This window comes from Paenibacillus sp. 01L418 (genome assembly GCF_056400045.1).
The window spans coordinates 22693-43435 of the sequence record NZ_JBFTSN010000013.1; the positions used below are offsets into that span (position 1 = coordinate 22693).

The 20743-nt window shown below is 45.3% G+C and carries 19 protein-coding genes and 1 tRNA gene; 2 read left to right on the top strand and 18 right to left on the bottom strand.

Annotated features, from left to right (window positions below; genetic code table 11):
• From hemC to AC1DSE_RS03515, 15 genes are all read right to left on the bottom strand, one after another.
• Positions 1-972, bottom strand: a complete 972-nt coding sequence (gene hemC / locus AC1DSE_RS03445) for a hydroxymethylbilane synthase (protein WP_339207845.1) — start codon at positions 970-972, stop codon at positions 1-3.
• Positions 972-1616, bottom strand: coding sequence for a precorrin-2 dehydrogenase/sirohydrochlorin ferrochelatase family protein (locus AC1DSE_RS03450; RefSeq protein ID WP_477527403.1), 645 nt, complete (start codon positions 1614-1616; stop codon positions 972-974). The genes hemC and AC1DSE_RS03450 overlap by 1 nt, the downstream gene beginning before the upstream one ends.
• Before the next feature lie 31 nt (positions 1617-1647).
• Positions 1648-2460, bottom strand: a complete 813-nt coding sequence (locus tag AC1DSE_RS03455) for a cytochrome C assembly family protein (protein WP_076271657.1) — start codon at positions 2458-2460, stop codon at positions 1648-1650.
• A gap of 22 nt (positions 2461-2482) precedes the next feature.
• On the bottom strand, positions 2483-3865 hold the full coding sequence (gene hemA / locus AC1DSE_RS03460) for a glutamyl-tRNA reductase (RefSeq protein WP_477527404.1): 1383 nt from the start codon (positions 3863-3865) through the stop codon (positions 2483-2485).
• A gap of 199 nt (positions 3866-4064) precedes the next feature.
• On the bottom strand, positions 4065-4463 hold the full coding sequence (gene speD / locus AC1DSE_RS03465) for an adenosylmethionine decarboxylase (RefSeq protein WP_054027216.1): 399 nt from the start codon (positions 4461-4463) through the stop codon (positions 4065-4067).
• Between the two features lie 281 nt (positions 4464-4744).
• Complete coding sequence (locus AC1DSE_RS03470; protein WP_477511915.1) at positions 4745-5428, bottom strand: YjgB family protein; 684 nt, start codon at positions 5426-5428, stop codon at positions 4745-4747.
• A gap of 170 nt (positions 5429-5598) precedes the next feature.
• Positions 5599-6189 carry a non-ribosomal peptide synthetase module gene (locus AC1DSE_RS03475; RefSeq protein WP_339207840.1) on the bottom strand — a complete coding sequence of 197 codons (591 nt, stop codon included), beginning with the start codon at positions 6187-6189 and terminating at the stop codon, positions 5599-5601.
• 212 nt (positions 6190-6401) lie between these two features.
• Positions 6402-6989: a ribosome biogenesis GTP-binding protein YihA/YsxC gene (gene yihA, locus AC1DSE_RS03480; protein ID WP_076271653.1), complete on the bottom strand. Its 588-nt coding sequence runs from the start codon at positions 6987-6989 to the stop codon at positions 6402-6404.
• Entirely contained in the window at positions 6986-9355 is a 2370-nt protein-coding gene (lon, locus tag AC1DSE_RS03485) for an endopeptidase La (protein ID WP_477527405.1), read from the bottom strand. Before lon ends, yihA begins: the two co-directional genes overlap by 4 nt.
• Before the next feature lie 37 nt (positions 9356-9392).
• Positions 9393-11096 (bottom strand): ATP-dependent protease LonB, encoded by a 1704-nt coding sequence (lonB, locus tag AC1DSE_RS03490; RefSeq protein ID WP_477527406.1) that lies wholly within the window; start codon positions 11094-11096, stop codon positions 9393-9395.
• 805 nt (positions 11097-11901) lie between these two features.
• Complete coding sequence (gene ispG, locus AC1DSE_RS03495; protein ID WP_054027210.1) at positions 11902-13011, bottom strand: flavodoxin-dependent (E)-4-hydroxy-3-methylbut-2-enyl-diphosphate synthase; 1110 nt, start codon at positions 13009-13011, stop codon at positions 11902-11904.
• 205 nt (positions 13012-13216) lie between these two features.
• The gene (gene clpX / locus AC1DSE_RS03500; protein WP_076271649.1) at positions 13217-14473 is read right to left on the bottom strand and encodes an ATP-dependent protease ATP-binding subunit ClpX; all 1257 of its coding nucleotides are present in this window, start codon (positions 14471-14473) and stop codon (positions 13217-13219) included.
• A gap of 16 nt (positions 14474-14489) precedes the next feature.
• Positions 14490-15083, bottom strand: a complete 594-nt coding sequence (gene clpP, locus AC1DSE_RS03505) for an ATP-dependent Clp endopeptidase proteolytic subunit ClpP (protein ID WP_053374767.1) — start codon at positions 15081-15083, stop codon at positions 14490-14492.
• A 228-nt stretch (positions 15084-15311) separates the two neighbouring features.
• Positions 15312-16601: a trigger factor gene (gene tig, locus AC1DSE_RS03510; RefSeq protein WP_441875719.1), complete on the bottom strand. Its 1290-nt coding sequence runs from the start codon at positions 16599-16601 to the stop codon at positions 15312-15314.
• A gap of 88 nt (positions 16602-16689) precedes the next feature.
• Positions 16690-17595: a hypothetical protein gene (locus AC1DSE_RS03515; RefSeq protein ID WP_256711093.1), complete on the bottom strand. Its 906-nt coding sequence runs from the start codon at positions 17593-17595 to the stop codon at positions 16690-16692.
• A gap of 239 nt (positions 17596-17834) precedes the next feature.
• On the opposite strand from AC1DSE_RS03515, the gene AC1DSE_RS03520 reads away from it, so the two are divergent.
• Positions 17835-17911 (top strand) — tRNA-Arg (locus AC1DSE_RS03520).
• Positions 17912-18022: 111 nt separating this feature from the next.
• Here AC1DSE_RS03520 and AC1DSE_RS03525 read toward each other — a convergent pair.
• Positions 18023-18487, bottom strand: coding sequence for an HPP family protein (locus AC1DSE_RS03525; protein WP_477511913.1), 465 nt, complete (start codon positions 18485-18487; stop codon positions 18023-18025).
• 115 nt (positions 18488-18602) lie between these two features.
• Here AC1DSE_RS03525 and AC1DSE_RS03530 point away from each other — a divergent pair, with 115 nt between their 5' ends.
• Positions 18603-19496 carry a LysR family transcriptional regulator gene (locus tag AC1DSE_RS03530; protein ID WP_477527407.1) on the top strand — a complete coding sequence of 298 codons (894 nt, stop codon included), beginning with the start codon at positions 18603-18605 and terminating at the stop codon, positions 19494-19496.
• A gap of 71 nt (positions 19497-19567) precedes the next feature.
• On the opposite strand, the gene AC1DSE_RS03535 is transcribed toward AC1DSE_RS03530, so the two are convergent.
• On the bottom strand, positions 19568-20176 hold the full coding sequence (locus tag AC1DSE_RS03535) for a P-loop nucleotide/nucleoside kinase family protein (protein WP_477511911.1): 609 nt from the start codon (positions 20174-20176) through the stop codon (positions 19568-19570).
• Positions 20177-20397: 221 nt separating this feature from the next.
• A complete protein-coding gene (locus AC1DSE_RS03540) occupies positions 20398-20730 on the bottom strand; it encodes a hypothetical protein (protein ID WP_076271644.1) in 333 nt (110 codons plus the stop codon).
• Positions 20731-20743: the final 13 nt, after the last annotated feature.

Below are 20743 nucleotides of genomic sequence, written 5' to 3' on the forward strand. Positions count from 1 at the left end.
TCATCCCCCAATTTCAGCTAAAATACGGTCTGCGCCGCGTGCAATGAGTGCATCTGCAACATCACGACCAAGCTGTTCAGGATCAATTCCCTTCATCACTTCTTTCAGCAGCGTTGCTCCGTCCGGCGATCCGACCATGCCCGTCAGGATAAGCTCATGTTTCCCGCTTTGGCCTGGGAGCTCATCACCTAATGTGCAATATGCGCCTATCGGCACCTGGCATCCACCATTCAGTGAACCAAGGAAGCTTCGCTCAGCTCGTACCGTAACCTCGGTTTCATCATCGTTAAGAAGGGAAAGCAGCTCTCGAACTTGTTCATCATTCTCGCGGCATTCAATGCCAAGTGCGCCTTGTCCTACAGCAGGCAAGCATACATCAACAGGAATGTTCGCAGATATGCGATCTTCCCATCCCATGCGTTTCAGACCAGCTGCAGCAAGCACAACCGCATCGAAACCTTCGGTTTCTAATTTGCGAATACGGGAATCTATATTGCCCCTTATGGACTCAAGCTGAAGATCAGGTCTCGCGTTTTTAAGCTGGCAGGATCTGCGCAGGCTGCTCGTTCCCACTCTCGCACCTAGAGGCAATTCAGACAATCCGCCGCCTTCACGAGTGATAAGGCAATCTCTAGGATCGACGCGTCTTGGAATCGCTCCATTTATTAACCCTTCTGGAAGCTCATAAGGCATGTCCTTCATGCTGTGAACGGCCAAATCAATTACACCGTCTGCAAGTGCTTGTTCGATTTCCTTAACGAACAGCCCTTTTCCACCTACTTTAGACAGCGTAACATCAAGTATGCGATCACCTTTTGTTACTATTTTTTTCACTTCAAACTTATAATCAAACCCATGCTTCTCACTTATGCGTGTCAGTTCATCGATCACTTGTCCCGTTTGTGTAAGCGCAAGTGCGCTTTGCCTTGTTCCTACCACGATAATTCGTTGTCCTTGGTTAGTTGTTGCCATTATGTAAGCCCCCTGTCTATCCGATGAAGCAAGCTTTGCAGCCATTCATCCATATCAATATTGATCCGCTTTAGCGTCGCTGCCTCTTCGGCCGCAAGCTTCAGCACGGATTGTCTCTCCTGTTCATCAAGCAAGCTGTTTAACACTTTCTCCCGAAAGCRTCGCATTACTATAGTTATTTCTTCGTATTCCGGGCCATAAAGCGCTGCAAGCTCTTTCTTTATTTGCTGAGACAATGCCGGGCTTGCACCTGAAGCAGTAACCGCCAGCAGCAAATCTCCACGCCTGACAATCGAAGGTGAAATAAACGAGCCTTTGTCCGCATCATCCACCGCGTTTACTAAAATGCCAAGCCGATCGGCGGCGGCCGCAATCTCCGCATTTAAACGTTTATCGTTTGTTGCCGCAAACACTAACGATGCACCAGCAAGATCGCCATCATTGTATTCTCGCTGGAACCAGTTGATTTCCCCGTCGGAAGCCAAACTCACGAGTTGAGGAGTTAATGACGGGCTGATGACCCATATTTCATCCGCTCCAGCAGCCAGCAGCCCTTGCAGCTTTCGCTGCGCCACGCTTCCGCCGCCGATTATAACGCAGCGTTTGCCTTTAAGCTGCATGAAAATTGGATATAAACCATTCATTGCCGTCCTTGCCTCCAGCAGTCAATTCTCGTTAATGAAAGGAGGAGAAATAATTAGTAAACAAATTCAGAAGCAGCAAACCAAACGAAATAATATAAAAGCGGGCCAATTGCAATCCGGGACGTTTGAGCATCGCTCTCTGGTACACATAAATAATGTACATGACCAAGGTTCCAAAGGAAGACAGTACCTTCCAGTCAATCAACAACGCAAACCGTCTTTCGACAAGTATAGACGTCACCGCAATCGCAAGCGACATTGCAAACAATGGAACGCCAACAATGACTGCTCGATCTCCATAACGCTCAATCATATCGAGGCTTGGCAATCTGCGCACAAAGTTTGACCAGCGCTTTCGTTTCAGCTGATTATGCAAAAACAAATACATGCCGGCGAACAAAGCGCCTATGGTTAATGCAGCATACGCAAGCAAAACGAGACTGATATGAATGTATAATAGCTCTCTTGTTGTTTCCCAAACTTTAAGCGACTCGCCATTTCCAGGGTCACTATACAGGTTAAGCGCCAACACCGCAAAACCAACAACATTTACAAAAAACACAATGAAATCAATTTTAATAAATCGACTGATCACTAGCGAAATGGTAACTAAAAGCCAAGAAAAGCCTAACCAGTATTCAAAGGTTGATACTTCCGTCATTTGCAAATGAGATACGATGCGAGTAACAAGGTAACCAGTCTGTAATACCCAAACAAAAATAAGCAGCCCTGTACCCATCCGTTTCGCTCTCCGACTTGCATTCATGAAGTCGGAGAAATAAAACAGCAGGCTCAGGGCGTAAATATAAAGTATCGCATCATATAAAAAGTTTTGCGTCTCCATAGCTCCTCCACCTAGCAGCCCTCTACCTTGTAATAGGTGCTAATACCGCCGCAGCTGCATGGGGTTGAACATTTTTCTTTTTTGCAGCAGCGACAGTATCTGTTGCCGCTTCAAGCTCCGCTTGACGCGCTTTAGCAAGATCTTCCTCGAGTGCAAACAGCTTAACGAACATATCCATCGCTTCGTCTGCCCGCTTCTCGCCAGCCATTTCTTTAATTCGTAAAATAGGATCCTGCATCATTTGGTTAACGATGCTTTTTGTTAGCTTACGGATTACTTTAAGCTCATGCTCGCCGAGATCAGGCAATTTATTCGTCAAACTGTTCATCGTTTCCTCGTGAATGCCTGCTGCTTTGGATTGCAAAGTTCGAATAAGGGGAACAACGCCAAGCGTTTTGTACCACTGCTCGAACACTTCAATTTCTTCGGTAATCATCGCTTCAATTTTGGCAGCCTCTTGACGCCTATGCGCGAGATTGCTTTCCACGATGCCCTCTAAATCATCAATATCATACAAGAATACATTATCAACGGCAGCAATCGAAGGGTCCAAATCACGCGGGACCGCAATATCAATCATAAAGAGCGGCTTCGCTTTTCTACGCTGCATAGCTTCTGCAACCTGTTTGCGCGTTAACACATATTCTTTCGAGCCAGTGGAGCTGATAATAATGTCTGCTTCATGAAGCTTATCCACTGCTTCTTCCATCGACCATGCGATTCCATTAAACTTGTCTGCCAGCTGTGTTGCCCGCTCATAGGTGCGATTTACAACAACGACGCGATCTGCGCCATTCGTGTACAGATGCTTGGCAGTCAGTTCGCCCGTTTCACCCGCACCAATGACCATAACCGTTTTTTTGTTGAATTGTCCGAAAATCCGTTTCCCAAGCTCAACGGCAGCGTAGCTCACAGAAACTGCAGATTCGCCAATTGACGTTTCGGAATGGGCACGCTTGGCCATCGTAACCGCCTGTTTAAACAGCATATTAAAAACTGTACCTGTCGTCTTCTGCTGCTGTGCGAGCTGAAAAGCTGTTTTTACTTGTCCCAAAATTTGAGTCTCGCCGATGACCATGGAATCAAGTCCGCTCGTTACTCGGAATAAATGATCAATCGCCTTCTCGTCCTCATACATATATAAATGGTTGGTGAAGTGCTGCCTAGGCAGCTTAAACCACTTCTCCATAAAGCTTCGAATGTAATGCCCGCATAGATGGTGCCTATCTACAACTGCATAAAGCTCCGTCCGATTGCAGGTCGCTACTATGACACATTCCATTATGCTTTGTGTCTGAATGAGCTGTATTAATGCTTCCGGCAAATCCCGTTCTGCGAACGCAAATTGTTCTCTTACTTCTACGGGAGCCGTTCGGTAATTCAGTCCTACTGCGATAATGTGCATGCGCGGTCACCTGCCTCCTTCTCTTTAAGCGATCAAGCATTGATGTTATCGATAATTATAGCATAGTAAAACATTCAGATAATGTTCATTTATGAATAATATTTGAAAAGTACAGACTCATTATTCCCTTTTACTACAAAGAAATAACCATGGATACCATCCATGGTTATTTCGCTATGAGCAATAAGTTTTAAAGCTCTTAAACGAGCTCAGTTTGTTTCATTTTTGGCTCTTCTACTTGCAGTTCGCCCATACCGCGTACAAGCTTCTTCGCATACGTCGCTTTTGGCTTCAGTACAGCGAGCATGTAGTCGATCGCAAGCTGAGGATCTACAGTTTCGCCGCAAGTATAACAATCAAGCGCAGCAAAACCTCTCTCAGGATACGTATGAATCGAGAGGTGACTCTCCGACAGCAGCACGAGCACAGTTGCGCCTTGAGGATCGAATTGTTTGGCTTGAACCGACAATACAGTAGCACCACAAGCCTCTGCAGCCTCTACCATGTGTGATTGCAAAAATTCAGCGCTGTTCAGTAGATCAAAGTCTACACCCCAAGTATCAACAGCAACGTGTCTTCCGAAAGTTGAGTATTCCATCTTCCGGTTCCCCCTTCCTAGGAATAAAATGTTTGAAAAATTTCATCCGCTAGGACCTACGTCATTCACTTCTCGAGGGATTAATCTCTCGCAACATAACAATGTCCTGAGTGAATCCTGGTTCCTATTATTAACATCAACAATCTTTTCAACGAGAATAAAAATAACATCTATCCGGGATAATTGCAATACTTTTTTTCTAAAGGATGGAAATAACCTTTCATTGCCAGCCCCGTTTTCAATGTATGACGTTGAAGCTTATCTCGCAATGGGCTGTGCGATCATCCCGCCATATTATTTTTTGCGTCCTGCGGACTGTATACAGAGATGTGATCCACCTTGCCAGTTGCTTCAGCCAAAATAAATTTAAGCTGATATTGTTTATTGACCTCATAGGTATAAATGTCATCCGTACCGTTAACCGTTTTTTCATCAGCAGACCCAAGCGCGATCTCTATGTCTTTCAATGTAATGCCTTGAAGCTTTTTCGAATAAGATCTTACATCATAAACAAGCATGCCTTTGTTGTATCCAAATGTAATCCCTTTATCTTTGTAGGCAGCGTACATCCCTTTCCCAGCGGATTCGTTGGTATCAGGCTTGCCCCATTTTTTCTCTATATCATCGAATAATGCGATATGGGCAGCATAATCGGAACCTGGAACTTTGCCTTCCTTCGCAAGCGCATAGACTGAGCTGATCGTTTCTCCGGCCTCAGAGCCGCTAGACGGCTCCTCAGCGCCATTACCGCCTGGTTGCTCATTAGGCTGTTCAGAAGGCGGGACGCTTGGCTTGGTGTCCGGTGAAGCCGGTGTACTTGTCTCTGGCTGATTGCTCGGCATCTCCGTTGCCGGCGGCGGCACTTGATCTGCTCCTGTATCCTTATTGCTGCACGCTGTTAAAGATAATGCGATCGCAAATGATATTCCGATAGCAAATTGTTTAAATCGTTTGGTTTGATTCATTCCTATTCATCTCCTTGTTGTATAAAAAACTAAGATGCTATCCACTCGCCTTACCCTGATACTAACTGTTTAAACACGCAAAATGTTGCAAAATTCATAGATGCAATATTTTGAAAACAAAAAAAAGAGGCTGCGAAAGCAGCCTCTTTAATCAAGATTTCCTAAATGGTTTAAGCTTCAAGGATGAAGAGCTTGCGAGTCAGATCGGTTAAACGCTCATCGATTTTGCTAATTTCTTCAGCATCCTTCGTTTGGTTGCGAAGATCTAGCAATTCATTGACTGCATTGCTTAACAATCCGATTTCCCGCTCGATCAAACGACTTTGGAACACACGCTCCAGTTGGCCAAGTGTATCCTTGAATTCGAATACAATGCGCTCCCCTGTGCTCGAGCTTTCGACAATTTGGTGAACGGAACCATTCTTATAATGATAGATCATCGTATAATGACTGTAGATTCGGTTGACGATCGCGTTGCCACGGAAAGCTGAAAGAGCTTTTCGCATAGCATTGGTCAGCCTCGGTTGCACAAGACGGCAAGATAATACGCACACGTAATAGTCTTGTTGACGTTCAAAGGTCAGTCGGACTTCTTCCCTCCCTGCTACATCTTCGAGAACGAGCTCCTGATTCCCATTGTCAAGCACCAACACCTGAAGGTGTATTTGTTGCTCTTCAAATGAACGGATAAACTCAGCCATCTCTTCATTCGTCAATTGCAGTTTGGCATTTACATACTCTGTGGCTAGCCGCTTAGCCATAAAAATCTCCTCAATTCTTTGAACTTGCACGCTTTGGTCTTTAACTTTGGTCTTGTTGCTTAAGTATATTATACGTGATCTTATCATTTTATTCCTGTCGTTCATCCCCGATATTCTCGCATATTCCACAAAATAACGGTAGAATTCACGAGGAATGCCGACTATTTCACTAAATCCTCTGCTTTATAGAATAACTTGCTGGTCTTGCTACCTCATGTAGCAATCGCTTCAGTTATGATGTCCCATAGTTGCTCGCGTCCAAGCCCTAATTCAGACGAGAATAATACGACGGAATCGCTTGGGTCGACTTCAAGCGTTTTTTTGATCATTTTAATATGCTTGTCCCACTTCGACTTCGGAATTTTATCCGCCTTGGTCGCAACGACGCATGTTGGGATTTCATAATGCTTCAGCCATTTGTACATTTGCTGATCGAGCAGAGACGGTTCATGACGAATATCGATGACCAGCAGCTGAAGCTTGAGCGGCTCACGGTCACGGATATAACGTTCAATCATTTCGCCAAACTGCAAGCGCTGAGTTTTGGAAACCTTAGCATAGCCATACCCCGGAAAATCAACCAAATAAATAAGGTCATTCACGCGGTAGTAATTAAGCTGCTGCGTTTTGCCTGGCTGCGAGCTCGTTCTAGCTAAGTTTTTGCGTAAAATAAGTTTATTAATCAATGAAGATTTTCCGACATTCGAACGCCCTGCCAGAGCTATCTCTGGCAAGGCGTCCTCTGGGTATTGATGTGGTTTTACTGCGCTGATGATGAATTCTGCTTGTGTAATTTTCATAAAATCGTTGTACCTGCTTTCTCTTCCGTTTGAACCGGAAGCAACGCATGCTGCAGCACTTCATCCATATGACTGACAGGAAAAAATTGCATATCATGTCGTACGCTATCGGGAATATCCCCTAGATCCCGTTCATTTTCTTTCGGCAACAATATTTTGCGAATGCCTGCACGATGCGCTGCCAGCGATTTTTCCTTCAAACCGCCAATCGGAAGCACGCGGCCTCTGAGCGTAATTTCGCCCGTCATCGCCACTTCCTTATCCACATAGCGGTTTGTAAGCGCGGAGATAAGCGCTGTTGCAATCGTAATGCCTGCTGATGGACCATCCTTTGGAATCGCACCCTCTGGAATATGAATATGAATATCATTTTTCTCATGAAAGCTTGGGTCAATGCCCAGCTCAAGCGCTTTCGAGCGAGTGTAACTGAATGCCGCTTGAGCAGATTCCTTCATGACATCACCTAGTTTACCAGTTAACGTTAGTTTTCCGCTACCCGRCATTACTGTGACTTCAATGACAAGCGTATCTCCACCTACCTCAGTCCACGCAAGACCAGTCACCGCTCCGATCTGATTCTCGCTCTCAGCTAGGCCATAACGGAACTTCGAAGGGCCCAGCAATTCCTTGAGCTCCTCACTCGTAACTTCAAATGGCTCGGAGGATTCCGTTTGCTCATTTGCAACAAATCGTTTCGCTGCCTTACGGCACACTGCTGCAATTTGCTGCTCTAAATTTCGAACGCCGGATTCCCTCGTATATTCCCTAATCAGCTGGAGCAATACCTCTTCCGAGACAATGAGCTGTTCCTCGGTCAAGCCATGTTCCTTTTTCTGCTTCGGCAATAGATAACGATTACCGATTTGCAGCTTCTCAAGCTCCGTATATCCTGGAATATACAAGACCTCCATCCGATCAAGCAGCGGACGAGGAATATTGTGCATCGCATTCGCGGTCGTTACGAACATCACATTAGATAGATCAAATGGCACTTCTACATAATGATCGCTGAACGTGTTGTTTTGTTCTGGATCGAGCACTTCTAGAAGCGCTGAAGCTGGATCTCCACGGAAATCCATCGCCATTTTGTCAATCTCATCCAGCAAAAATACAGGATTTGAAGAACCTGCCGTCTTCATGCCTTGAATAATTCTTCCTGGCATAGCGCCTACATAAGTCCGCCTGTGACCGCGGATCTCTGCTTCGTCTCGCACCCCGCCAAGCGAGATACGCACAAACTTACGACCAAGAGATTTGGCAATCGAACGGGCAAGCGAAGTTTTACCAACACCCGGCGGGCCTACCAAGCAAAGGATTGGACCCTTTAGCTGCTTGACTAGCTTCTGAACCGCCAAATATTCAAGCACCCGCTCTTTCGGCTTTTCTAGACCATAATGGTCATCATTAAGAATCGCTTCTGCTTTGCTCAAGCTTAAATCATCTTCGGTCGTCTTGCTCCAAGGCAAAGAAAGCAGCCAATCGATATAATTGCGAATGACGCCGCCTTCTGCAGAGGTGGACGGCATTTTCTCGAGTCGATCAATTTCCTTCTCGATCTTCTCTTTCACGAGATCAGGCACGCCTGCCTCGGCCAGCTGCGCACGCAGCTCCTCGACCTCGCCAGCACGGCCTTCCTTCTCTCCGAGCTCCTTCTGGATCGCCTTCATTTGCTCGCGCAAATAATATTCCTTTTGCGTCTTTTCCATCTGTTTCTTGACGCGTTGGTTTATTTTGCGCTCAAGCTCCAGCACTTCGCGCTCGTTGTTCAAGATGTCGAGCAGCTTCTCTAGTCGAGCTCCGACATCTACGGTTTCAAGAATATCCTGCTTATCCTTGATTTTCAGCGAAAGATGGCTCGTAATGACATCCGCAAGGCGGCCCGGATCATCAATGTCGGAAACCGCCGCATAGGTTTCAGGCGTAACCTTCTTCGATAATGAAATATAATGCTCGAATTGGTTCAAGACCGAGCGCATAAGCGCATCGACTTCAGGATCATCCGTCTCCTGCTCCGGCAATTCTTTTACAGATACTTCATAAAACTCGTCGTTCGGCAAATAGTCCAAAATCTCAGCACGCGATACGCCTTCCACCAGCACACGGATCGTGCCGTTAGGCAGCTTCAGCATTTGCCTTACTTTTGCTATGGTGCCAACTTTATATATATCTTCCTCAGTCGGCTCCTCAATGTTCACTTCAGACTGTGAACAAAGCAATATCATATGATCTTCGACCATCGAGCGTTCTAACGCTCGAACCGATTTGTCCCTACCCACATCAAGGTGGAGCACCATGCTGGGATAAACGAGTAGCCCTCTAAGCGGAAGCAAGGGCAGCCGACGACCTTTCGATTTACTAGGTCCCACACCAGCACCTCCAATTGTTAACGTCTACCCTAGTTTATCATTCTACGGAATCAGCCTGCAAATACGGAACGGCTGAAGCGATAAAAAGATCGGTTCCAAGCGGAGCTTCGACCCGCACAGGGGACACTTCAGTATCTGGAAACACAAACTTGAACACTTCTTCCACCTTTTCGACAGGAATGACCTTAAGACCTTCCAAGTCTGCAAAAATCGCTTGCCAGTTCTCCCTCGGAATAATGACTGTTTTCGCACCAGCTTGGAAAGCTGCCTCAACTTTAGCTAATACGCCGCCAACTGGTTTTACGTTTCCATGTATGCCAACTTCACCTGTCATGGCCARTTTATTGTCAATTGGAATGCCTTTTATTGCTGATGTAATAGCTGTTGCCATCGCAATACCGGCAGAAGGGCCATCAATTGGCGTACCGCCAGGGAAGTTGATATGCAAGTCAAAATCCTGCGGATTAAGCCCGATACGTCTCAAAACTGTAATTACGTTTTCGACTGAGCCCTTTGCCATACTTTTTCTTCTAAGCGTCCGCGATCCTCCGCCAAGCTCCTCTTCGTCTACAACGCCTGTTATTGTAAACAGACCTTTGCCAGAAGCAGCAGGAATTGCGCTTACTTCGATTTCGAGCAGCGTGCCCATATTTGGACCATATACAGCAAGGCCATTTACGAAACCGATTTGCGGTGCATCCGGCACCTTGCGATCTGGACGCGGTGGAATTTGACTGCTGTTTACAACCCATTCAATATCGCCCGCAGCGATGCTGTCCCTTTTTTCGGATAGAGCTACACCCGCAGCTAGCTGAATGACGTTAACCGCTTCGCGTCCGTTCGTCGCATATCGCTTGACGACATCGATCGCTTCAGGACAAGGAGCAAAGCCAATTTTTTTCACTGCGTTTTCTGCTACTAAGCCAATCTCCTCAGCAAGCAGCGGACGAAAAAACACCTCCATGCAGCGCGAACGGATAGCTGGCGGAATTTCCTGCGGCGACMGTGTTGTTGCACCGACTAGACGGAAATCAGCAGGCAGGCCGTTTTGGAAGATATCATGAATATACACTGGTATATTCGAATCCTCCGAATTATAATACGCGCTCTCCAGAAACACTTTACGATCTTCCAGTACCTTTAACAATTTATTCATTTGAATCGGATGCAATTCACCTATTTCGTCAATAAACAAGATCCCGCCATGCGCCTTCGTCACAGCGCCTGGCTTAGGTTGAGGAATACCTGCTACACCCATCGCACCTGCACCTTGATAAATAGGATCATGAACCGAGCCGATTAGCGGATCAGCTATTCCGCGCTCATCAAACCTAGCGGTTGTCGCATCGATCTCTGTAAATTTCGCTTCAGGCAAAAACGGCGAGGATGGATTTTTTTTGGCTTCCTCCAGCACGACACGCGCCGCAGCGGTCTTCCCAACACCTGGAGGGCCATAAATGATAACATGCTGAGGGTTTGCGCTGCACAGCGCCGCCTTTAAGGCACGCAGACCGTCACGTTGGCCAACAATGTCCTGCATCGCTTGCGGCCTTGTCTTCTCCGATAAGGGCTTCGTAAGCGATACACTCCTAAGCTTTCTGAGCTTGTCCATCTCCTTGCGAGACTCACGATCAACGGCCGAGCGGTTCGTCTTCTGATTGCGCAGCAAATTCCAGAAATACAAGCCGATAACAACTGCAAAAAACACTTGAATCAACATTAATACAACACTTAAACTCATTAGTAATCCGCTCCTTTCAAGCGTAAACGGCTGAAACCGTCTAAATAGTGTAGGCTCGTTTCGCGTAGAAATATAAGCTTTTTATGAAAATAATCATCTATTTTCATTCTTATATTTCAAGCGTAAACGGCTGTAGCCGATGAAATAGTGTAAACTTCGTTTCACGTAGAAATATAAGATTCTTATGAAAATAATCATCTATTTTCATCCTTATATTTCAAGCGTAAACGGCTGTAGCCGATGAAATAGTGTAGGCTCGTTTCGCGTAGAAATATAAGATTCTTATGAAAATGATCAGCTATTTTCATTCTAATATTTCAAGCGTAAACGGCTGTAGCCATTTGAATAGTGACGATCATTTCCGCAGGAATATAATCCTTAAATGGAAATAATAATTAATTATCTTGCTTCATTTTCATACCTTTCTAGCTAATCATGCAACTACAAGAAGGCTTAAGAGAAGAACTTAGACCTGCTTCGTTGATTTCAATGTACATAGCTAACCTTAATAAACATGCGTATAAAATAGTATTGCCTCTACGATGTGGTAATAACCGTTAATGCTGTTATTTTTCACAAGCAATTCTCTTTATTTCGAAACCTCGGGTTGGGAAAGGGGAAATTACTTTAGCGAAGCTCGTCACTTAGAGGAATATCCTATTATCACGAAAAGTATAAAGTACAATATAAGCCTAACATCACATTCATCATAGGAAGCGTTAAACAAAACTTCCCTCCTTTTTATCAACAAAAAAAAGGCTTACTCACGTCTGCAAATGACGTAAATAAACCTTTTCATAAATGATTATGCAGGTGTATGATGCTTGCGGCCAGGTATTTCGCCCGTCGCTTCAAAAACGCGTACGATTTCGTCAATTTCCTTCTTTAGCTCAGACAGCAATTCAGCTTCTGGCACCTTGCGAATGAGCTCCCCATAACGGAAAAGCATGCCCTCGCCTCTAGCGCCAGCGATACCGATATCCGCTTCACGAGCCTCGCCTGGACCATTGACCGCACAACCAAGCACAGAAACCTTGATTGGCACTTTAATTTTTGAAATATAATCTTCTACCTCATTTGCAATCGAAAACAGATCGATATCTAGACGACCGCAAGTAGGGCAGGAAACGAGTGTTGCAGCATTTGTAATTAGACCAAAGGTTTTAAGAAGCTCACGAGCAACCTTGACTTCCTCTACCGTGTCAGCGCTAAGGCTGATACGCAGCGTGTTGCCAATGCCAAGCGCGAGCAAAGCACCAATACCAGCGGAGCTCTTAATCGTGCCTGTGTGCAGCGTTCCAGCTTCTGTAATGCCTAGGTGGAGCGGATACTTAATGACTTTTGCCGCCATCGAGTAAGCAGCAATGGCCATTGGAACATCCGATGCTTTAAGAGATACGATAATATCGTGGAAATCGAGCTCCTCCAAAATACCRATATGGAACAACGCGCTCTCTACCATTGCTTCCGGCGTCGGGTAACCGTACTTTTCTAGCAAATGGTTTTCTAATGAACCAGCGTTGACGCCAATCCGGATCGGGATGCCTTTTTCCTTACAAGCCTTAACAACCGCTTCGATGCGTTCGCGGCGACCGATGTTGCCCGGATTAATCCGCACTTTGTCGATGCCGTTCTCGATAGCTAGCAGTGCCAAGCGATAATCAAAATGAATATCCGCAACTAGCGGAATATGAATGCGTTTCTTGATTTCCTTAATCGCTTCCGCCGCTTCCTTGTTGTTGACAGTAACCCGGACAAGCTGGCAGCCAGCTTCTTCAAGTCCTAGTATTTCCGCAACAGTAGCTTCGACATCAGCAGTCTTCGTCGTACACATACTTTGAATAATCACTTCGTTACTGCCGCCAATCGTTAGATTGCCGACTTTAACCGGTACCGTATCTTGACGTAAGTACATAAGCTTATCTCTCCCATGAACGGCAAAGTCCACCCTTTGACTGGCGGTTTTAGAAACCGCGCGGCTGGGTGGAAACAATGACGGTAGTCAAGCGTAAACGGCTGCTCCCATTCCATTACAATGTAGCGGAAACAGCTCGTTTCGCGGTCATATATAAGTTAAGTTATAAGCCTAGACTTATAGCTTCTTATATTGGAGTGCTGGCTTACGCACTCTCTTCTTTCTTCTTGCTTTTCTTAGCGGTAAGCTCAGGCATGATTTTTTCTTGAACGGTTTGCTCAGTGATTAGGCATGTACTTAGATCATCGCGTGATGGTACCTCGTACATAACTTCCAGCATAATGCTTTCAATAATCGCACGCAAGCCACGAGCTCCGGTGTTGCGCTTAATTGCCTCTTTCGCAATAGCATCAAGTGCAGCCGGTTCGAAATCAAGCTTCACATTGTCCATTTCAAGCAGCTTCTGATATTGCTTCACAAGCGCGTTCTTCGGCTCGGATAAAATCCGAACGAGTGCAGGCTCATCAAGCGGCTCAAGCGTTGAAATGATAGGCAGACGGCCTACAAACTCCGGAATCAAACCGAATTTGAGCAGATCCTCTGGCAATACCATCGTGAGGTATTCACCAGCTTTAAGATCCTTCTGCAATTCGCCTGTAGAGCTAAAGCCGATAACTTTCTTACCGATACGACGTTTGATCAATGATTCGAGGCCATCGAATGCGCCGCCGCAAATGAACAAAATATTCGTTGTATCGATTTGAATGAATTCTTGATGCGGATGCTTGCGCCCACCTTGCGGAGGAACGGATGCAACTGTACCTTCCAATATTTTGAGCAATGCTTGCTGAACACCTTCACCAGAAACATCGCGCGTAATGGATGGGTTTTCCGATTTGCGAGCTACTTTATCGATCTCATCGATATAAATAATGCCGCGTTCCGCTTTTTCCACATCATAATCTGCAGCTTGAATGAGCTTAAGCAAAATGTTCTCAACGTCTTCGCCCACATAACCTGCTTCTGTTAGCGAAGTTGCATCTGCAATTGCAAATGGAACATTCAAAATTTTAGCCATCGTTTGAGCTAGCAGCGTTTTACCTGAGCCCGTAGGACCTAGCAGCAAAATGTTACTCTTTTGCAATTCTACGTCTTCGATTTTGCTTCCGGAATTAATCCGTTTGTAATGGTTATAAACCGCTACAGACAACGATTTTTTCGCAAACTCTTGACCGATGACATAAGAATCCAGAATAGCCCGGATATCTTTCGGTTTCGGAATATCCTTAAGATCAAGCTCTTCCTCATTGCCGAGTTCTTCCTCAACAATTTCGGTACAAAGCTCAATGCACTCATCGCATATATAGACGCCAGGACCGGCAACCAATTTACGTACTTGATCCTGCGATTTGCCGCAGAAAGAACATTTCAACTGGCCTTTTTCGTCGTTGAATTTAAACATGTAATCACCCCTTCGATTAAATCGTCGATACCGGTGCAGTAATCACCTTGTCAATCAAACCGTAGGCAAGAGCCTCTTCCGCGCTCATGAAGTTGTCACGGTCGGTATCTCGGTCGATTTTTTCATAAGGCTGTCCGGTGCGGTCTACGTAAATTTGGTTTAGCTTTTGTTTCGTTTTCAAAATCCAATCAGCATGGATTTTGATATCAGATGCTTGACCGCGTACGCCGCCAAGTGGTTGATGGATCATAACCTCAGCGTTAGGAAGCGCAAAACGCTTGCCCTTCGCTCCCGCTGTAAGAAGCAGCGAACCCATGCTTGCTGCCATGCCCATACAAATCGTGGACACCTCAGGCTTAATATATTGCATCGTATCAAAAATACCCATTCCCGCAGTCACGGAGCCGCCGGGAGAGTTAATGTATAGATGAATGTCTTTCTCTGGGTCGTCGGCCGCCAGAAACAGCAGCTGTGCAATGATGGAGTTTGCAACATCATCATCGATTGCGCTCCCAAGGAAAATGATACGGTCCTTCAGCAAACGGGAGTAAATATCGTAAGAACGTTCCCCGCGATTCGTTTGTTCGACTACGATCGGTACTAGATTCATGCGACCAACCTCTTTTCGTTTATGACTTTGGTTACTTACTTATTGTAACACGTCATCGTATTCATGTCATTTTTCCACTAATACATTATACGACGCCGGCCGTTCGATATGTACGGAGTTTAGCCTCCAAAACAAGCACATTTCCATATGTAGGGTCAAAATAAGGCACGTATCAACGACGTGCCTTATCCTGAGTGAAGCATTTATTCAATTATTCGTATGTGGCTATTAAACAGCTTTGCTGTTTTCAAGCAAGAACTTAATTGTTTTGCGAAGTGCAATATCTTCCTGCAAGTTGCTAAGATTTCCGTTTTTCTCAAAAATGTCGCGAAGCTCAGCAGAAGGACGGTTGTATGATTTGGACAGCTTCTCAAGCTCTTCGTTCAAATCTTCGTCGTTTGCAACGATGTTTTCTGCTTTAGCAATTGCATCAAGCACAAGGTTGTTGCGAACGCGTTTCTCAGCATCTGCGCGCATTTGATCGCGAAGAACAGATTCGTTTTGACCGGAGAATTGGAAGTATAGGTCCATGTTCATGCCTTGCATTTTAAGACGGTTTTCGAAATCTTTGATCATGTAATCCGTTTCAGTCACGATCATTGGCTCTGGAATTTCAACATCTGCTGCTGCCGTAGCTTTGTCAACAACTGCTGTTTCGCGAGCTTGTTCGCCTTCTTGATCTTTGCGCTCTTTAAGTTTGCTAACGAGATCCTGCTTGTACTCTTCAAGCGTATCGAACTCGCTTACGTCTTTTGCAAACTCATCGTCTAGCGTTGGCAAGCTTTTGCGTTTGATTTCGTGAAGCTTCACTTTGAACACAGCTGGTTTGCCTGCGAGGTGCTCTGCATGGTAGCTCTCAGGGAAATTAACTTCAATGTCCTTGAAATCTCCGATTTGCATGCCAACCACTTGCTCTTCGAAACCTGGAATAAAGGAATTCGAACCAAGCTCTAGTGAATAACGCTCGCTTGCTCCGCCTTCAAACGCTTCGCCGTCTACATAACCGTCGAAATCGATAACTGTGATGTCGCCGTTAGCCGCTGCGCCTTCTTCAACAACAGTAAGCTCAGCATGACGCTGTTGCAAACGCTCAAGTTCAGCTGCGATTTCCTCTTCTGTAACTTCAGAAACAACGGATTCAACTTCCAAGCCTTTGTATTCGCCAAGTGTAACTTCTGGCTTAACGATAACTTTTGCTTTGAATTTGAATGTTTCGCCTTTTGCGAATTGCTCAACTTCAATCTCAGGACGGTCAACCGGCTCAAGATTAGTTTCTTTGATCGCATCGGAATAAGCATCTGGCAACAGAATGTCAATTGCATCCTGGTACAGGCTCTCAATACCGAAACGGGATTCGAACATGCCGCGAGGCACTTTACCTTTACGGAATCCAGGTACGTTTACTTTTTGAACGACTTTCTTAAATGCTTGATCAAGAGCAACAGTGACTTTCTCCGCCCCTACCTCCACGTCGATCGACACGATGTTCTTGTCTATTTTTTCCCAAGTTGCTTTCATTTTATGCCTTCCCCTCCGAAAATGCTCATGCATCAGTAGTTATCACGTTTCATAAACCATTCTATTATAAACAAGCTAGCCCAGATTATCAAGACTCTGGCTCATCTTCTCCCGATTGCTGCAAAACGGCAACCTGTCTAAGCGCCTTGCATGCTTGCTCATAACGGAACCTTAAACCTTCGGTAATGCCGTATGTATCACGAATATCGTCATCGTTTGCCGAGCCGTAAACGGTAAGAAGCAGCGTCAAATGCAGCGCAGCTGCAAAATAATCGACTGTATCCTCGTCTTCTCTCAACATCCAATGATAAGCAGCCGTACCATACAAAAACTGTAAACTTTCCTTCCAAAGCTCTCTAGCAAAATGCGGCAATGTGGGATCATCGACCTCGGCAACCTGCTCTGTCCGCTCCAATATCCTAATAATTGGCGAAGGGAATTCATCCATAGAAAGAGGCGTCGCTTCCAAATCAAGCTCTACGGTTTCACCAAGTCTCTCCAGTGTCAGTAAACCGGCAGCACCCCGCTTGCGCAAGCATTGCAGTGCCTTAAACTGAACGACAGGGTGAACCTGCTGGGTTACCAGCCAATTTTTAATGGAATCATCCACTTCTGGAGTCTGAATATAAGCAGCACGTTCAAGAGCAAGAATTTGCTGATCGATCATCGGATGATTTTGCATGATGTAGAGCACTTGGTTCACATAAGCTTCATCTTGATCAGGAGGATTAAGTAGCTGCTCGCGCATAGTCGCCTCGTCCTCTTCCTTCTCTCGCTTGGCCGATAGGAATCCCGAATCTTCTCCATCATTTCCTTCTCCAGGAAAAGCCATGTCAAGCCACGTAAGTAAGCTGTCCCACTCTTCATAATGGCGAGCATCCTCGCCCTGGCATTGCAGCAAAAAGCGCAGCAACTCCTTGGCCTCCCCGTATTGTTCCGCTTCCAGCATACGGGTTAACTGTACCTGATAATGGTCCAGCATGCTAGGGAACAAGTAAACGTTATCCTTGTTGTCGCCTTGTGTGTCATTGGGAGTTGTAATGATAACACCGCCTTATGGTCGTGCCTTTTGTTCATTCGGACAATCTTGCGTACGATTATACCATGTACAATCAAAAGAAAAAACAAATGTAGTATTCCGACAACTCATAAATCTTATTTTATAATAAAAAGAATATAAATTCAAAAAAGTGCTTGCAATATTTTAATGATGTGTGCTATATTATTTCTTGTGTCCCGGTAGCTCAGCTGGATAGAGCAACGCCCTTCTAAGGCGTCGGTCGGGAGTTCGAATCTCTTCCGGGACGCCATATTAATATCCATTAACGCCGCCTACTCAGGTGGTTTTTTTATTATATATTGATCTATTTAAAAGAGGCTGATTCCGGTATTTACCAACTGGATCAGCCCTTTTTTTATTTCTATGACTTCAAAGCTGCTAACTTGGTCGCCAATAATTTCCTATAACCATAAGCGGCAAGCGCGATCAGCACCGCTCCGAATAGGACCGGAGTAAACAGATAGGACCACCCGGCATGGCTTAGCATGACAACAAGCGGATCAGCACCTGCGGGTGGATGAACGGTTCTTGTAAGCTGCATCAGAAGGATGGACAATCCAACAGATAGTGCAATGATCCATGTTGAATCACCGAAGAGATGCAGCATCACAAGACCAGCTCCAGTGCTGATCAAATGGCCTCCAACAACATTTCTGGCTTTGGCAAGCGGACTATCTGGCAAAACAAATACGATAACACAGCTGGCCCCAAACGGAGCCATCATCAGCGTAATCGACATTAAATCGCCCATGGTCAGCAGCAATGCGATAACAACGGTGCCAACAACCGCTGCCGCCAGCGGCTTCCAATTTTTATTTCTCAGCATTTTTCATTCCCCGTTTCTCTTATTATGACATCATGCTATCATAAGAGGAATCATTCGAGAATTGAATATTTACAATGGAACCCATTTCAAATTCCGATACCTAAGGGGAGATAACATGCTGGAGTCTTGGGAAGGACGTTTTTTTGTTACATTTACTGCTGTGCTGGAGGAGAAAAGCTTCAGCGGTGCCGCTGATCGTCTCGGTTACGTTCAATCGACGGTAACCTCACATATTCGACATTTGGAAACAGCAAGCGGCAAAATGCTATTTCACCGTTTGCCGCGCGGTGTAGAGCCAACAGAAGCAGGCTTGCTGCTAGCTCCCTATGCGTATCAATTTATCCAGCTTGGACATTCGCTTCAGGATGCGTTCTCGGAGTCTGGCATGCCGTCTGGTATCGTTCGAATTGGAGCTCTAGAGTCGTTTGCCATCTCTCATCTGCCGCTTTTTTTAACCGGCTTTCTCCAGCAATATACCAAGATCAAGCTGCATTTAACGCCTGGTCTGCAGCATGATATTACCGCACAAGTCTTAAATCATCGCGCTGACCTTGGCATTGTCCCCAAGCCTCCGGAACGTGACGACCTTCTATTTGCACCTTTAATAGAAGAGAAGCTCTTGCTGATCTGTGCTCCTGCGCTGGAAGAGCGCTTCGCGCAGCTTGGATGGCAAGCGTTGCACGACAACGCCTTCATTAGCTTCGGGGATCAGTGTATCTACCACACTTATGGACGCGATATGCTGAGAGAAGTCGATGTTGAGCTTGCCGATCATTTGTCTTTCTCCAGTGTTGAGCTCATTAAGCAGACGGTTGCTTGCGGAATGGGTATCTCATTCGTACCAGAATCAAATGTAGCTAATGAGGTAGCCGCAGGTACGCTGCTGTCATTGCCCTTGAACCAAGAGCTCCTATTGACGCATGGCATTATTACACATAAAGCACGTGAGCCTAAAGCTGCGGCACAAGCCTTTATCCAGCAATTGAAATCATTTTTGAAAACCGTTTAATCCCAAAATCACAAATAAAAAGGCGGCTTCATAGGGCAATTTCCTAAATGAAGCCGCCTTTTCTAATTATATTAAACGGATAATGTTGCCTGCTGTTCATTAACAAATTGGAATAATTGCTCGGCCTTCTCTTCCGTTAGCTCTCCGCTATTATCAAACACGAGGATGGAGGAGTTAGGAATATCCCAGTTGATTTGCGGAACAAATTCAATCCGCTTCTCAAAGTCGCCCCAGTTGTCCAGTTTCCACTGATCGCGCTCTGTTTGACGCCCAATGATCCGATTTTTTTGCAGCTCCATATCCAGCAGCGTGACAACAACCACTTTAACGACTACCTCGCTCATCGTGAGGCCTGCTGCTTCAACAACCTCTTCGATCCACTGTTTGTTTTTCAGTTCTGCCGTAAAAGGTGAAATCATAAATACGTTTTGACCAGCAGCCAAATTTTCGATACATACGTCCTTCGCCGTATCATATTCCAAATCACGCAAATGCTTTTTGTAATAATCAGAATCCCGATCTCTTTTATCCAGGCCGTTTAACTCCAATATAGCCTCAACAAAACGACCGCCTATCGTATCCCGGTCAAGAAAAGCAGCTGGAATGCGAGCAGACAACTTTCTAGCTACCGTTGTTTTGCCCGTCCCCGCTACTCCGACAAAAAAAACTAACTTTTGCAAAACGAAAACCCTCCACTATTTTTTGTAGAAGTATATCATTTTTTGCAGCAATATAATAGAAATGATTACGTAAAAGCAGCGATATAATTTGGAAAAAACACTCATATTCATTTTTATAGTATCAATCATCTTATATTTATTTATTGTTTTATAAAAAAACAGGATGTTGCCGCTGCTATTCAGCTTCTGCAACACCCTGTTTATGCTTGCTTATCTGCTTATTAAAAAAACTGCATGGATTCGATATGCTGCTTCGTCGTGTCCGTTCCAAACTCATACAATTGCCTGTAAATACGCTCAATCAACTGATCGTAGCCAGCATTGATTTCGCCGTCGCTTGCTGAGCCAAACGGACTGTGCGAGAAATGAAACATCTCCGCTTCATCCATGCTGGACAGCTCATCAAACAGCTCTCTAAGCTTCGTATGCTCATTTTCGTTCATTATAATCTCAAGCTCATACGCAGCTGCCTGTGGATCCTCTAATATTTGTCCCGCCTGAACAGAAACGAAATAATGCTTGCGTTCTTCACTGCCTGCTTCTTGCTCTGCCATCAATCGCACACTC

What these genes read in the sequence shown, in the direction of transcription:
- AC1DSE_RS03525 (WP_477511913.1), bottom strand. Translation starts at nt 18,487, where the DNA reads ATGCTGAGAAATAAAAATTGGAAGCCGCTGGCGGCAGCGGTTGTTGGC.
- AC1DSE_RS03475 (WP_339207840.1), bottom strand. Translation starts at nt 6,189, where the DNA reads ATGGCTAAGCGGCTAGCCACAGAGTATGTAAATGCCAAACTGCAATTG.
- hemC (WP_339207845.1), bottom strand. Translation starts at nt 972, where the DNA reads ATGGCAACAACTAACCAAGGACAACGAATTATCGTGGTAGGAACAAGG.
- AC1DSE_RS03540 (WP_076271644.1), bottom strand. Translation starts at nt 20,730, where the DNA reads ATGGCAGAGCAAGAAGCAGGCAGTGAAGAACGCAAGCATTATTTCGTT.
- AC1DSE_RS03455 (WP_076271657.1), bottom strand. Translation starts at nt 2,460, where the DNA reads ATGGAGACGCAAAACTTTTTATATGATGCGATACTTTATATTTACGCC.
- tig (WP_441875719.1), bottom strand. Translation starts at nt 16,601, where the DNA reads ATGAAAGCAACTTGGGAAAAAATAGACAAGAACATCGTGTCGATCGAC.
- hemA (WP_477527404.1), bottom strand. Translation starts at nt 3,865, where the DNA reads ATGCACATTATCGCAGTAGGACTGAATTACCGAACGGCTCCCGTAGAA.
- yihA (WP_076271653.1), bottom strand. Translation starts at nt 6,989, where the DNA reads ATGAAAATTACACAAGCAGAATTCATCATCAGCGCAGTAAAACCACAT.
- AC1DSE_RS03470 (WP_477511915.1), bottom strand. Translation starts at nt 5,428, where the DNA reads ATGAATCAAACCAAACGATTTAAACAATTTGCTATCGGAATATCATTT.
- clpX (WP_076271649.1), bottom strand. Translation starts at nt 14,473, where the DNA reads ATGTTTAAATTCAACGACGAAAAAGGCCAGTTGAAATGTTCTTTCTGC.
- clpP (WP_053374767.1), bottom strand. Translation starts at nt 15,083, where the DNA reads ATGAATCTAGTACCGATCGTAGTCGAACAAACGAATCGCGGGGAACGT.
- AC1DSE_RS03530 (WP_477527407.1), top strand. Translation starts at nt 18,603, where the DNA reads ATGCTGGAGTCTTGGGAAGGACGTTTTTTTGTTACATTTACTGCTGTG.
- speD (WP_054027216.1), bottom strand. Translation starts at nt 4,463, where the DNA reads ATGGAATACTCAACTTTCGGAAGACACGTTGCTGTTGATACTTGGGGT.